The sequence below is a fragment of the Bacillus sp. PK6-013 genome, assembly GCF_054161445.1.
Genome location: NZ_CP096417.1, coordinates 4,170,502 through 4,184,988 on the forward strand (window position 1 = coordinate 4,170,502; position 14,487 = coordinate 4,184,988).

Annotated in this window: 10 protein-coding genes, 2 rRNA genes and 1 other annotated feature (1 of these 13 only partly in view); all 12 genes read right to left on the reverse strand. The window is 47.1% G+C overall.

Annotation, left to right across the window (positions count from 1 at the left end; all coding sequences use genetic code 11):
- Nucleotides 1-20 (reverse strand) — a binding site (T-box leader); it reaches 211 nt to the left of the window's first position.
- The 12 genes from gltX to M1E03_RS21055 all read right to left on the reverse strand — a co-directional run bounded on the left by gltX (nucleotide 21) and on the right by M1E03_RS21055 (nucleotide 14,406).
- Nucleotides 21-1,478, reverse strand: a complete 1,458-nt coding sequence (gene gltX / locus M1E03_RS21000; RefSeq protein WP_103750568.1) for a glutamate--tRNA ligase — start codon at nucleotides 1,476-1,478, stop codon at nucleotides 21-23.
- An 81-nt stretch (nucleotides 1,479-1,559) separates the two neighbouring features.
- Nucleotides 1,560-2,036: a 2-C-methyl-D-erythritol 2,4-cyclodiphosphate synthase gene (ispF, locus tag M1E03_RS21005; RefSeq protein WP_020449842.1), complete on the reverse strand. Its 477-nt coding sequence runs from the start codon at nucleotides 2,034-2,036 to the stop codon at nucleotides 1,560-1,562.
- Complete coding sequence (ispD, locus tag M1E03_RS21010; protein WP_020449841.1) at nucleotides 2,029-2,724, reverse strand: 2-C-methyl-D-erythritol 4-phosphate cytidylyltransferase; 696 nt, start codon at nucleotides 2,722-2,724, stop codon at nucleotides 2,029-2,031. Before ispD ends, ispF begins: the two co-directional genes overlap by 8 nt.
- 16 nt (nucleotides 2,725-2,740) lie before the next feature.
- Nucleotides 2,741-3,829, reverse strand: coding sequence for a PIN/TRAM domain-containing protein (locus M1E03_RS21015; protein WP_009330350.1), 1,089 nt, complete (start codon nucleotides 3,827-3,829; stop codon nucleotides 2,741-2,743).
- A 131-nt stretch (nucleotides 3,830-3,960) separates the two neighbouring features.
- Complete coding sequence (disA, locus tag M1E03_RS21020; protein WP_020449840.1) at nucleotides 3,961-5,037, reverse strand: DNA integrity scanning diadenylate cyclase DisA; 1,077 nt, start codon at nucleotides 5,035-5,037, stop codon at nucleotides 3,961-3,963.
- A 3-nt stretch (nucleotides 5,038-5,040) separates the two neighbouring features.
- Nucleotides 5,041-6,420 carry a DNA repair protein RadA gene (gene radA, locus M1E03_RS21025; RefSeq protein WP_020449839.1) on the reverse strand — a complete coding sequence of 460 codons (1,380 nt, stop codon included), beginning with the start codon at nucleotides 6,418-6,420 and terminating at the stop codon, nucleotides 5,041-5,043.
- Between the two features lie 79 nt (nucleotides 6,421-6,499).
- Entirely contained in the window at nucleotides 6,500-8,932 is a 2,433-nt protein-coding gene (gene clpC, locus M1E03_RS21030) for an ATP-dependent protease ATP-binding subunit ClpC (RefSeq protein WP_020449838.1), read from the reverse strand.
- Nucleotides 8,929-10,020 carry a protein arginine kinase gene (locus M1E03_RS21035; RefSeq protein ID WP_023855926.1) on the reverse strand — a complete coding sequence of 364 codons (1,092 nt, stop codon included), beginning with the start codon at nucleotides 10,018-10,020 and terminating at the stop codon, nucleotides 8,929-8,931. The genes clpC and M1E03_RS21035 overlap by 4 nt, the downstream gene beginning before the upstream one ends.
- On the reverse strand, nucleotides 10,020-10,574 hold the full coding sequence (locus M1E03_RS21040) for a UvrB/UvrC motif-containing protein (RefSeq protein ID WP_003178271.1): 555 nt from the start codon (nucleotides 10,572-10,574) through the stop codon (nucleotides 10,020-10,022). Before M1E03_RS21040 ends, M1E03_RS21035 begins: the two co-directional genes overlap by 1 nt.
- A 14-nt stretch (nucleotides 10,575-10,588) precedes the next feature.
- Complete coding sequence (locus tag M1E03_RS21045; protein WP_020449835.1) at nucleotides 10,589-11,053, reverse strand: CtsR family transcriptional regulator; 465 nt, start codon at nucleotides 11,051-11,053, stop codon at nucleotides 10,589-10,591.
- Nucleotides 11,054-11,228: 175 nt separating this feature from the next.
- A 5S ribosomal RNA gene (gene rrf, locus M1E03_RS21050) occupies nucleotides 11,229-11,344 on the reverse strand.
- Between the two features lie 132 nt (nucleotides 11,345-11,476).
- Nucleotides 11,477-14,406, reverse strand: a 23S ribosomal RNA gene (locus M1E03_RS21055).
- Nucleotides 14,407-14,487: the final 81 nt, after the last annotated feature.

The window sequence follows — 14,487 nt, forward strand, 5'->3', positions numbered from 1 at the left end:
ATCCCTGTCAACGATTTATCTTATTGAATAATGTTATTCAGCCGTTTTAAAACGGTGTCTTTCCCCAATAATTCAATGGACTGAGGCAGTTCAGGACCGTGGGTCTGGCCTGTCGTCGCTACGCGGATCGGCATAAACAGCTTTTTCCCTTTATGTCCTGTTTCTTTTTGAACGGCTTTGATGGATGCCTTGATCTCATCTGCCGTAAACGAGTCAAGCTGCTCAAGCTTTTCGGCAAATACGCGAAGCACTTCCGGAACCTGCTCTTCTTCTAAAACTGTTCTTGCTTCACGATTATACTGGATATCGTCTTTAAAGAACAACTCTGTTAACTCGACGATTTCAGCGCCGTAGCTCAACTGTTCCTGATATAGAGAAATCAGCTTGCGAACCCATTCCTGTTCGCTGCCTGTTAGCTCTTCTGAAACCTTGCCCGCTTTTTGCAAATGCGGAACGGTCAATTCGATCACCTGATCAAGATCAAGTTTTTTCACATACTGGTTGTTGACCCATTTCAGTTTATGCGTATCAAATACCGCTGGTGATTTTGACAAACGGTGTACATCAAATATCTCAATAAACTGTTCTTTTGTAAAAAGCTCTTCTTCTCCGACCGGCGACCAGCCGAGAAGAGTGATGAAGTTAAACAATGCTTCCGGCAAATAGCCGAGCTCTTCGTACTGTTCGATAAATTGAATGATGGACTCATCCCGTTTGCTCAGTTTTTTACGGTTTTCATTGACGATTAATGTCATATGTCCAAATGCCGGGATGTCCCAGCCAAGGGCGTTGTAAATCATGATCTGCTTCGGCGTATTGGAAATGTGGTCTTCGCCGCGCAGGACATGCGTCATTTTCATTAAATAGTCATCGACAGCTACGGCAAAGTTGTAAGTAGGCGTTCCGTCTTTCTTCACGATAACGAAGTCGCCGATGCCGTCTGTTTCAAAAGAAATTTCTCCTTTGACGATGTCATTGAAGCTGATGACTTCTCCTTGAGGGACTTTAAAGCGGATGCTCGGCTGTCTTCCTTCAGCTTCGAGCTTTTCCTGCTCTTCTTTAGTTAAATTGCGGCACTTGCCTGAGTAGCGCGGCATTTCTCCGCGGGCAGCCTGTTCCTCGCGCTCTTTCTCAAGCTCTTCTTCCGTGCAGTAACATTTGTAGGCAAGCCCTTTTTCAAGAAGCTCCTCGTGATATGTTTTGTAAATGTCGTTTCTTTCGGATTGGCGGTATGGTCCGTATTCTCCGCCGACATCCACGCTTTCATCCCAGTCGATGCCCAGCCATTTTAAATAGTTCAGCTGGCTTTGCTCTCCGCCTTCAATGTTACGCTTCCGGTCCGTATCTTCAATGCGGATGATGAATTTTCCGCCTTGGCTCCGGGCAAACAAATAATTAAAGAGAGCGGTTCTGGCATTTCCGATATGTAAATGGCCTGTTGGGCTCGGCGCATAACGAACCCGAACTTCGTTTCCCATCTGTCTAACTTCCTTTCGTCTCTAACAGAGTTCAAATTTATTTCCTATTCTATCATCAAATGAACCTGTCTTCAAAATGAATTATACCTTTTGGAGCAGAACGGAAGCCTGAGCGGCGATTCCTTCGGCTCTTCCCGTAAATCCGAGCTTTTCGGTTGTGGTCGCTTTTACGTTAATTTGGGACATTTCCGCCTCAAGCCCTTCGGCAATTCTGGCTCTCATGTCTTCGATATACGGCGCCATTTTAGGCTTTTGGGCGATGATTGTACAATCCAGGTTCCCGAGCGTATAGCCTTTTTCCTTCACAATCATCCAGACGTGACGAAGGAGTTTGAAGGAGTCGGCATCTTTGAACTCAGGGTCGGTATCCGGAAAGTGTTTTCCGATATCGCCCTCGCCGACGGCGCCGAGACACGCATCCGCAATCGTGTGCAAAAGCACATCGGCATCCGAATGTCCGAGCAGGCCTTTTTCGTAAGGAATCGTAATTCCCCCGATAATGAGCGGCCTGCCTTCCACTAGTTGATGGACGTCAAATCCTTGGCCTATTCTAAACATGTTCATTCCTCTTTTCCGCTTCTAATATCGCTTCTGCGACAAGCAAGTCATCCGGGGTCGTCAGTTTGATGTTTTGATAATCCCCTTGAATGATTGCAACCGTACCTCCGGCTTCCTCGACCAGACTGGCGTCGTCCGTACCGAGGAAACCTTTTGTTTCAGCCTCAAGGTGAGCATTCATCAGAATAGAAAGACGAAAAGCTTGTGGGGTTTGAGCGGCCCACAAGCTTGAACGTTCAATCGTTCCGGCTACTTCACCGTCTTGAACGCGTTTGATCGTGTCTTTAACAGGTACGGCAACGATAGCAGCCCCTGTTTCCTTCGCTTTCTCGACAAGCTGTTCGATATATTCCCGTTTAATAAAGGGTCTTGCTCCGTCATGGACGAGGACCGTTTCCTCTTTGCCGGCCGCTTTAATACCCGCAAATACGCTTTGCTGGCGTTCTCTTCCGCCCGGAACCATCTCGATCGGAGTTGTAAAATGATAGGTTTTTAAAAGGGTGCTGAATTCACCGAATTCCTGTTCATTGATGACAAGAATGATCCTTTTGCAGGCATCATGGTTTTCAAACACCTTTAATGTATGAATAATCACAGGTATTCCTTTCGCCTCGATAAACAGTTTGTTTTTCCCGGCATTCATTCGTTTACCTTGTCCGGCGGCAGGAATGACGACTTCGTAATTCATTTTATTTCTCCCTTTTTCAAAGCGCCTTTTCCAGCAGTTTTGGCTTGGCGAATATCATTCTGCCAGCCGCTGTCTGCAGCACGCTGGTCACGAGCACGTCGATATGTTTGCCGATATAATTCCGCCCTTCTTCCACGACAATCATCGTGCCGTCGTCCAGATAAGCCACGCCCTGATTATGTTCTTTCCCGTCTTTGATGACCTGCACCTTCATTTCTTCTCCCGGAAGCACGACAGGTTTGACGGCGTTGGCAAGGTCGTTGATGTTCAATACGGCAACCTTTTGGAGCTCGCATACTTTGTTCAAATTGAAATCGTTGGTAACGACAACGCCTGAGGTCAATTTCGCCAGTTTGACAAGCTTGCTGTCGACCTCTTGAATATCTTCAAAATCGCCTTCATAAATTTCAACTTTGATATCGAGCTCTTTCTGGATCCGATTTAAAATATCCAGTCCTCTCCGTCCTCTGTTTCGTTTGAGGACGTCTGAAGAGTCGGCGATATGCTGCAGCTCCTCAAGCACAAACTGAGGAATCACAATGACGCCTTCAAGAAATCCGGTCTGACAAATATCAGCAATTCTCCCATCTATAATAACACTTGTGTCTAAAATTTTCAGCTTTTTGTCTTCTTCAGGACGCTCTTCCTCAGCAGAACCTTTTTTCTTTCTCGATGTGAAAAGTGTCAGCATTTCATCCTTTTTCTTGAAACCTACACGGAATCCGAGATAGCCGAGAAATGCGGCCAACACAATCGGAATGACCGTGCTGATCAACTGATAAGGGATGTCTTTTAACGGAATGACGTTGACGATAAGATAAGCGAGCATAAGTCCGAAGATTAATCCCAAAGAGCCGAACAATAAATCTGAGACAGGTGCTTTGATCAAGGAATCCTCAATTTGTTTCACCCAGTTGATGACATGATCCGCACACCAGATGCCCAGAAGAAAAAAGATGATAGCTCCTAAACAAGCGGACGCATACGGGTTTGTTACTAAAGGTATGTCCTGTACATTTAACAGCACAAACAATTCCGGTATGAGAAAAATACCGATAACGCCTCCCAAAATCGCAAAGAACGCTTGAACTATTCGTTTCAACATACCTTCACCTCCTTTAAAATAATCGTTTTAATTTTTATGAATGCAGCTGTTTCAACCGGAAAAAGGGAAAACAAAAAGTAAGAATAATATACCCATAAATTGCAAATTTTAATCACTTTTAGAAATTTTTCTCACAGCTGCCTGTCAGTATAATGTTTCTCCTGAAGTCTCTTTAACCCTTTCTTTATCTTTTGGGCACGGACCGCCCCAATTCCTTCCACTTCATCCAATTCTTTTACATCCGCTTCGATAATGAGCTTTAAATGGCCAAATGCTTCGACAACATTTTCTACGATCGGCATCGGGAGACGGGGGATTTTGTGAAGGAGCCTGTAGCCTCTCGGGAAAACGTATTCCTCCATATTCGTAGTTGCTGAATAGCCTAAAAGCTTAAGGAGAATCGAGTCATCCAGCAATTCGAAACTCGACATATCCTGTAGCTGCTTCAGCAGGACAAACGGGTCTTTGATTTTTTCTTTCACATAATCTTTAACGAACAGCGCCGCTTCCTGCTCCATATCAGTGATCAGTTCACTAACCTGGAGCCTGATGAGATGGCCTTCTGTTCCAAGCTCTTTAATATACATATTAATTTCGTTTTTGATTCTGAGCACCATTTCATATCGATGCAGAACAGAGATGACATCCCCAAATGTCACAAGCTCTTCAAACTCCAGCGCATTCAAATTGGAAATCGCATGGTCCAAAATGAGTTTGTATTTTTCGAGTGTCTGAATCGCCTGATTGGCTTTTGTTAAGATAAAGCCGATATCTTTGAGTATATATTTCATATTTTCCTGATAGAGCGTAATCACATTCCGCCTTTCAGAAATCGCAATGATCAGACAGCCGGTCTGCTTGGCCACACGCTCGGCCGTTCTGTGCCTCATGCCCGTCTCAGAGGATGGTATCGTCGCCTCAGGCATAAGCTGCGTATTGGCATATAAAATTTTCTGCCCTGAATCGCTGAGAATAATCGCCCCGTCCATTTTAGCCAGCTCGTACAGATGAGCCGGAGAGAAAGAAGAATTAATGTGGAACCCTCCATCAACCACTTCTTTCACTTTATCATTGAAGCCGACCACGATTAATCCGCCTGTTTTGGCCCGAAGGACGTTTTCGATTCCCTCGCGAAGAGGTGTGCCGGGGGCGACAAACTGCAATATTTCTGAAAGATCCTGTTTCGCTCCTTTTTTGTCTTTTTCCATATATTATGATCCTCCTAATGAAGCTCGAAGGGCCTCAGCTACATTTTCAACGCCGACGACTTCAATTCCTTTCGGCTTTGTCCATCCTTCCACATTTGCAGAAGGAATAATCATTCTTTTAAAACCAAGCTTCGCCGCTTCCTGCACCCTCTGTTCTATCCTTGATACTCTGCGGACTTCCCCTGTCAAGCCGACTTCGCCGATAAAACAATCCGTCGGATGAGGCGGGGTGTCTCTGAAGCTTGAGGCGATGCTCACAGCAACGGCGAGGTCGATCGCCGGCTCGTCCAGCTTGACGCCGCCGGCGACTTTTAAATAGGCGTCTTGATTTTGCAGCAGCAGCCCAACCCTTTTCTCTAAAACCGCCATCAGCAATGAGACGCGGTTATGATCAATTCCGGTTGCCATCCTGCGCGGATTTCCAAAACTTGTCGGGGAAATCAGCGCCTGAATCTCTACTAAGACCGGCCTCGTGCCTTCCATTGAAGCCACGACACTCGAGCCGGCTGCTCCAGCCGAGCGCTCTTCGAGAAAGATCTCCGACGGATTCAGCACTTCTGTCAGGCCCTCTTCCCTCATTTCAAAGATTCCCATTTCATTCGTTGATCCAAACCGGTTTTTGACGGCTCTTAAAATCCGAAATGTATGATGCCGCTCACCTTCAAAATAAAGGACGGTGTCGACCATATGTTCCAGAAGTCTCGGTCCGGCAATCGAACCTTCTTTTGTGACATGCCCGACGATAAATATCGGAATCCCTTTTGTTTTTGCAATTCTCATCAGCTCAGCGGTGCATTCCCTGACCTGGGACACGCTGCCTGGAGCAGATGTAATATCACTTTGGTAAACGGTTTGAATCGAATCAACCACCACGAATGATGGATTCATCTCTTCTATAGAAGACGTAATATACTCCATATCGGTTTCAGATAAAACGTGAAGAGTGGGACTGTTGATGCCTAGACGGTCTGCTCTCAGCTTTGTCTGCTTGACCGATTCTTCACCTGAGATGTACAGGACATTTTCTTTTGAATCAGCGAGCTGGGCAGATACTTGAAGCAGCAAGGTTGATTTCCCGATGCCGGGATCGCCTCCGATTAAAACGAGTGAACCTTTGACAATACCGTTTCCCAAGACGCGGTTGAATTCGCCCAGTTTCGTTTTAATTCGCGGCTCTTCTGTTGTTTCGATTGAAGTGAGAGGTGAAGGCTTTTGCACCGTTTGAACGGAATGTGAAAAAGCGGTTCTTCTGTTGGCGGCGGGTTTTTTTATCGTTTCTTCCACCATGGTATTCCATGTGCCGCATCCGGGGCACTTCCCCATCCACTTGGCGGATTCGTAACCGCATGAGTGACAAATGAATTTAGTCTTTGTTTTAGCCATTGATTTTTCAAAACGCTCCCTTTATAAGAAAGTGAGGCATACTGATGAACATCGTATGCCTCTTTCTTTTGTCTCTATATTAGTTCGTTTTAGCTTCGGTTTTTACGACAAATTCTCCGCCTTCTACATCCAAAACAATATGCTGGCCTTTTTCAATATGGCCTTTCAGGAGCTCTTCAGACAGCCGGTCCTCCACGTGTTTTTGGATTGCTCTTCTGAGAGGGCGCGCCCCGTATTCGAGATCCACGCCTTCATCGGCAATTTTTTCTTTAGCCGCTTCAGTCAGCTCAATTGACAGATCCTGTTCTTTCAGACGCTTAGTTAATTGTTCTGACATGAGGGATACAATATCTTTCAAATGTTTTTTCTCCAAAGAGTGGAAGACGATAATCTCATCAATCCGGTTGATAAATTCAGGTCTGAAGGCGCGTTTTAATTCGCCCATGACTTTGTCTTTCATATCTTTATAATTCTGGGTTTCATCCTGCACATTAAACCCGACGTATTTATTTCTTCTCAGTTCGCTCGCACCGACGTTTGATGTCATGATCAAAATCGTATTTCTAAAGTCGACCGTGCGCCCTTTTGAATCAGTCAGGCGACCGTCTTCAAGCACTTGCAGCAAAATATTGAAGACATCAGGGTGCGCTTTTTCGATTTCGTCAAGCAAGACGACGGAATACGGTTTTCTTCTCACTTTTTCAGTGAGCTGTCCGCCTTCATCATAGCCGACATATCCCGGAGGGGAACCGACGAGTCTTGATGTTGAATGTTTTTCCATATACTCGGACATATCGATGCGAATCATGGCTTCTTCATCGCCGAAAATGGACTCGGCAAGTGCACGGGCAAGCTCCGTTTTTCCTACGCCTGTAGGGCCGAGGAAAATAAACGAACCGATAGGACGTTTTGGATCTTTTAAGCCGGCACGTGCGCGTCTGACTGCTTTGGCAACCGCAACGACAGCCTCATCTTGGCCGATAACGCGGGAATGAAGAATGCTCTCCATGTTCAGTAATTTGTCTGTTTCAGTCTGCGCAATTTTCGAAACCGGCACTCCGGTCCAGCTTGAAACAACCATTGCAATATCGTCGACGGTCACTTCGGAATTTTCCTGTCCCTGCTTTTCTTTCCAGGTTTTTTTGGTTTCTTCGACCTGTTCGCGCAGGCGCTGCTCCGTATCCCGTAATGACGCTGCTTTTTCGAATTCCTGGCTTTGGACAGCGGCATCTTTTTCTTTCCTTACCTCATCAAGCTTTTGTTCAAGCTCTTTTAAGTTCGGAGGCGTTGTAAATGAACGCAGGCGAACCTTTGAACCGGCTTCATCGATTAAGTCGATCGCCTTGTCAGGCAGAAAACGGTCCGAAATATACCGGTCTGACAGCTTCACAGCCGCTTCGATCGCTTCATCCGTAATCGATACGCGGTGGTGGGCTTCATAGCGGTCTCTGAGACCTCTCAATATTTGAATGCTCTCTTCAGGAGACGGCTGGTCAACCTGAATCGGCTGAAAACGCCGTTCGAGTGCAGCATCTTTTTCAATGTATTTGCGGTATTCATCAAGGGTTGTCGCTCCGATGCATTGCAGCTCTCCGCGCGCCAGCGACGGTTTAAGGATATTGGAGGCATCGATGGCCCCTTCCGCTCCCCCGGCTCCGATGAGAGTATGCAGCTCATCGATAAAGAGGATGATATTTCCCGCTTGACGAATTTCGTCCATCACTTTTTTCAGGCGGTCTTCAAATTCACCGCGGTATTTCGTACCAGCAACAACCGTTCCCATATCAAGCGTCATAACTCGCTTATCGCGGAGAATCTCCGGTACTTCGTTATTGATGATCTGCTGGGCGAGGCCTTCGGCAATCGCTGTCTTACCGACACCGGGCTCCCCGATTAACACAGGGTTGTTTTTCGTTCTGCGGCTCAGCACTTCAATTACGCGCTGAATTTCTTTGCTTCTGCCGATTACGGGGTCAAGGCTGTCTTCTTTTGCAATCGCCGTGAGATCCCTGGCAAGACTGTCTAAGGTTGGTGTGTTGGCATTGCTGTTGGCGCCTGAAGCAGCGCCACCGCTCTCATTGCTGCCCAACAGCTGCAATACTTGCTGTCTCGCTTTGTTTAAGCTGACGCCTAAATTATTCAGCACCCTTGCCGCAACACCTTCCCCTTCTCGGATTAAGCCGAGGAGGATGTGTTCAGTTCCAACGTAGGAGTGACCAAGCTTTCTTGCTTCATCCATCGCCAGTTCAGTCACTTTTTTGGCTCTCGGTGTGTAATGGATCGATTGTGACATCTCTTGCCCTCGGCCAATGAGGCTTTCAACTTCTTTTTGAATCTTGTCAGGGCTGAGTCCCAATGCCTGCAGCGCCTTTGCAGCAATCCCTTCTCCCTCGCGGACAAGGCCGAGGAGAATATGTTCTGTTCCAATGTTATTATGGCCCAGACGCAGAGCTTCTTCTTGAGCAAGCGCCAATACTTTTTGTGCTCTTTCTGTGAATCTTCCAAACATCATATCGTTTCATCCTCCTGTCTATTGCCGTTGTTTTCTAATTTCAGACGCTCCCTGATAAGAGCAGCCCGCCTGATGTCCCTCTCGTTTGGCCTTAAGACTCCTCCTGAATATTGCTGGAGAAATCCAGGCTGCGTGAGGATCATCAGCTCATTAAGTATATTGCTGGAAAGACCTTTTATTATCCCCAGGTCAATTCCAAGACGAACGTCTGAAAGACATCTTGCTGTTTCTTTCGATTCGATCATCCGGCAATTGGACAGTACGCCGTAAGATCTGTAGACGCGGTCTTCAAGCTCGATTTGCGAAGTCTGATAAAGCGCCTTTCTTGCTGAACGCTCTTGTTCGATCAACTGAGCAACGACGCTGTTCAGATCTTCGACAATGTCGTGTTCCGATTTACCGAGGGTAATTTGGTTGGAAATTTGAAAGATATTCCCTAATGCTTCGCTGCCTTCACCGTAAATTCCTCTAACAACAAGCCCCAATTGATTAATTGCCGGAATAATTCTGTTTATTTGCCTAGTTAACACTAAAGCAGGAAGGTGCATCATGACAGAAGCTCTAAGCCCGGTTCCGACATTTGTAGGACAGCTGGTTAAGTAGCCTCTTTGTTCTGAAAAAGCATAGTCAATCCGTTCTTCAATCCAATCGTCCACCTGATTTGCTGCTTTTAATGCTTCTGAAAGCTGAAATCCCGGGAACAGACATTGAATGCGAATATGATCTTCCTCATTCAGCATAATACTCACTTCTTCATTTTCAGAAAGAAGGCATGCGCCAAAGGAAGCTTCCGTCAAATGCGGACTGATCAGATGTTTTTCTACAAGAACCCTTTTTTCCAAAGGCTGCACCTGATCCATTTTCACAAGCTCAAATTTCCCAATACCTGGCACTTCATAGCCTGTGAATTGTTCTTCAAACAATGTAATAATCGCTGAAGCCTCTTCGTTTGAAAAAAGCGTTGGAAAACGAACTTTATCCAAGTTGCGAGCAAGACGGATCCGGCTGCTAAGCACGATGTCACTTTCAGGGCCTTCCTGCCGCATCCAATTGCTTAAAGCATTCTGAATAAAATGCTGCAGTGACATCAGTCCTCCTCCTCCTTGTTTGCATTCAGGTTTTGTTCAAGCGACCTGATCTGGTCTCTAATGTTGGCTGCTTTTTCAAATTCCTCCTGCTGAATTAATTCTTTCAGCTCTTTTTTCAATGCTTCAATTTGTCTTCTTACATGCAGGTTACCGCCGATCCGCTTTGGTATTTTACCGGCATGGACCGTGTTCCCGCTGTGAACTTTCCTTAAAACCGGAGTGATATAGGAATGGAAGGTTTTATAACATTCCGAACATCCAAATCGGCCTGTTTTTCGAAATTCCGGGAATGTCATATTGCATTTTTTGCATCTCAGAACCTGGTCCGGCTGTTGAAAAAGCTGAGCCTCGCTGCTGTTAGTAAAAGACGAGTCAAAATTCAGCAGTCCGGATAACAAATTATGGATGGAAAATCCGCCACTTTCATTCATAGAATATGACTCACTGTTTTCTTTCGCACATTGTTCACAGATATGCATTTCTTTTTTTTCGCCATTAATGACTTTCGTAAAGTGAAAAGTTGCTGGTCTTTCTTTACACTCTTGACATATCACGCTTCTCACCCGCTTTACTTAAATTTAAGTGACGTAAGCATGGCTTTCATCATTCTTGCTCTTAATTCGTCTCGTTCAGGCAAATCAATATATAATACAGAACGATCCATGACACTCACCATCAATTTTGCTTCACTTTTTGTAATGACACCATTTTCTAAAAGCCTTAAAATGATATCGTCTGAAGCAGCCTGGGAGAGCCTTGTATAGATATGATTCATAATGTTGTCAATCAAATCAATTTTATCGTTCATTTTAATTTTAATAATTCGGATATAACCGCCGCCGCCTCTTTTGCTTTCGACGATGTATCCGCGCTCACTCGTAAAACGCGTATTGATCACGTAATTGATCTGAGAAGGAACACACTGAAATTTATCGGCTATTTCGCTCCGTTTAATCTCTAATATTTCTTTCCCGTTCTGTTCTAATATTTGTTTCAAATACTGTTCGATTATGTCAGAAATATTTTTCCCCACTCAGCCCCCTCCTTCACTTGACTTTGACTATATTTGACTTTAACTTTACTATAAGTGGTTTTCGCTTTTTTTTCAACTAATTGCTCTTCGTCCTTTATTATTTCCACTTTTGGCTATCGTAAAACCTTAGGGAACAAGAAAAAAGACCAGCTGATATCAGCTGGTCTTTTTAAGTGCTTGGCGGCGTCCTACTCTCACAGGGGGAAGCCCCCAACTACCATCGGCGCTGAAGAGCTTAACTTCCGTGTTCGGTATGGGAACGGGTGTGACCTCTTCGCTATCGCCACCAAACTATTGCCTTCAGGATGAAGGTACTGGGCGTTCCTCACAGGATGTGAGGGCCTTTAGCCGAGTTTCCTTGCCTTTGGCTTTTGAGAGGCATTCTCTCAAAACTAGATAACGGTCAGACGATTCACAAACATTTAGGTTAAGTCCTCGATCGATTAGTATCTGTCAGCTCCATGTGTCGCCACACTTCCACCTCAGACCTATCAACCTGATCATCTTTCAGGGATCTTACTTCCTTGCGGAATGGGAAATCTCATCTTGAGGGGGGCTTCATGCTTAGATGCTTTCAGCACTTATCCCGTCCGCACATAGCTACCCAGCGATGCCCTTGGCAGAACAACTGGTACACCAGCGGTGCGTCCATCCCGGTCCTCTCGTACTAAGGACAGCTCCTCTCAAATTTCCTGCGCCCGCGACGGATAGGGACCGAACTGTCTCACGACGTTCTGAACCCAGCTCGCGTACCGCTTTAATGGGCGAACAGCCCAACCCTTGGGACCGACTACAGCCCCAGGATGCGATGAGCCGACATCGAGGTGCCAAACCTCCCCGTCGATGTGGACTCTTGGGGGAGATAAGCCTGTTATCCCCGGGGTAGCTTTTATCCGTTGAGCGATGGCCCTTCCATGCGGAACCACCGGATCACTAAGCCCGACTTTCGTCCCTGCTCGACTTGTAGGTCTCGCAGTCAAGCTCCCTTGTGCCTTTACACTCTGCGAATGATTTCCAACCATTCTGAGGGAACCTTTGGGCGCCTCCGTTACCTTTTAGGAGGCGACCGCCCCAGTCAAACTGCCCACCTGACACTGTCTCCCCGCCCGATAAGGGCGGCGGGTTAGAAGGTCAATACAGCCAGGGTAGTATCCCACCGATGCCTCCACCGAAGCTGGCGCTCCGGTTTCCAAGGCTCCTACCTATCCTGTACAAGCTGTACCAACATTCAATATCAGGCTGCAGTAAAGCTCCACGGGGTCTTTCCGTCCTGTCGCGGGTAACCTGCATCTTCACAGGTACTATAATTTCACCGAGTCTCTCGTTGAGACAGTGCCCAGATCGTTGCGCCTTTCGTGCGGGTCGGAACTTACCCGACAAGGAATTTCGCTACCTTAGGACCGTTATAGTTACGGCCGCCGTTTACTGGGGCTTCAATTCGCACCTTCGCTTACGCTAAGCGCTCCTCTTAACCTTCCAGCACCGGGCAGGCGTCAGCCCCTATACTTCGCCTTACGGCTTCGCAGAGACCTGTGTTTTTGCTAAACAGTCGCCTGGGCCTATTCACTGCGGCTCTCTCGGGCTTGCACCCTAACAGAGCACCCCTTCTCCCGAAGTTACGGGGTCATTTTGCCGAGTTCCTTAACGAGAGTTCTCTCGATCACCTTAGGATTCTCTCCTCGCCTACCTGTGTCGGTTTGCGGTACGGGCACCTCTCACCTCGCTAGAGGCTTTTCTTGGCAGTGTGGAATCAGGAACTTCGCTACTATATTTCGCTCGCCATCACAGCTCAGCCTTACGGGAAACGGATTTGCCTATTTCCCAGCCTAACTGCTTGGACGCGGATATCCAATACCGCGCTTACCCTATCCTCCTGCGTCCCCCCATTGCTCAAATGGTGAGGAGGTGGTACAGGAATATCAACCTGTTGTCCATCGCCTACGCCTTTCGGCCTCGGCTTAGGTCCCGACTAACCCTGAGCGGACGAGCCTTCCTCAGGAAACCTTAGGCATTCGGTGGAGGGGATTCTCACCCCTCTTTCGCTACTCATACCGGCATTCTCACTTCTAAGCGCTCCACGAGTCCTTCCGGTCTCGCTTCACAGCCCTTAGAACGCTCTCCTACCACTGTTCGTAAGAACAGTCCGCAGCTTCGGTGATACGTTTAGCCCCGGTACATTTTCGGCGCAGAGTCACTCGACCAGTGAGCTATTACGCACTCTTTAAATGATGGCTGCTTCTAAGCCAACATCCTGGTTGTCTAAGCAACTCCACATCCTTTTCCACTTAACGTATACTTTGGGACCTTAGCTGGCGGTCTGGGCTGTTTCCCTTTCGACTACGGATCTTATCACTCGCAGTCTGACTCCCAAGGATAAGTCTTTGGCATTCGGAGTTTGACTGAATTCGGTAACCCGGTAGGGGCCCCTAGTCCAATCAGTGCTCTACCTCCAAGACTCTTACCTTGAGGCTAGCCCTAAAGCTATTTCGGAGAGAACCAGCTATCTCCAGGTTCGATTGGCATTTCACCCCTACCCACACCTCATCCCCGCACTTTTCAACGTGCGTGGGTTCGGGCCTCCATTCAGTGTTACCTGAACTTCACCCTGGACATGGGTAGATCACCTGGTTTCGGGTCTACGACCACGTACTCATGCGCCCTATTCAGACTCGCTTTCGCTGCGGCTCCGTCTTTTCAAACTTAACCTTGCACGGGATCGTAACTCGCCGGTTCATTCTACAAAAGGCACGCCATCACCCGTTAACGGGCTCTGACTACTTGTAGGCACACGGTTTCAGGATCTCTTTCACTCCCCTTCCGGGGTGCTTTTCACCTTTCCCTCACGGTACTGGTTCACTATCGGTCACTAGGGAGTATTTAGCCTTGGGAGATGGTCCTCCCGGATTCCGACGGAATTTCACGTGTTCCGCCGTACTCAGGATCCACTCAGGAGAGAACGAAATTTTGACTACAGGGCTGTTACCTCCTATGGCGGGCCTTTCCAGACCTCTTCATCTACCTCGTTCCTTTGTAACTCCGTACAGAGTGTCCTACAACCCCAAGAGGCAAGCCTCTTGGTTTGGGCTGTTCCCGTTTCGCTCGCCGCTACTCAGGGAATCGCATTTGCTTTCTCTTCCTCCGGGTACTTAGATGTTTCAGTTCCCCGGGTCTGCCTTCTCATATCCTATGAATTCAGATATGGATACTGCTCCATTACGAGCAGTGGGTTTCCCCATTCGGAAATCTCCGGATCAAAGCTTGCTTACAGCTCCCCGAAGCATATCGGTGTTCGTCCCGTCCTTCATCGGCTCCTAGTGCCAAGGCATCCACCGTGCGCCCTTTCTAACTTAACCGTTAAAAAGAATCACTACGTGATATCTTGCTTACTAATTGAATGTGATGTCTACTGTTATCTAGTTTTCAAAGAACACGCT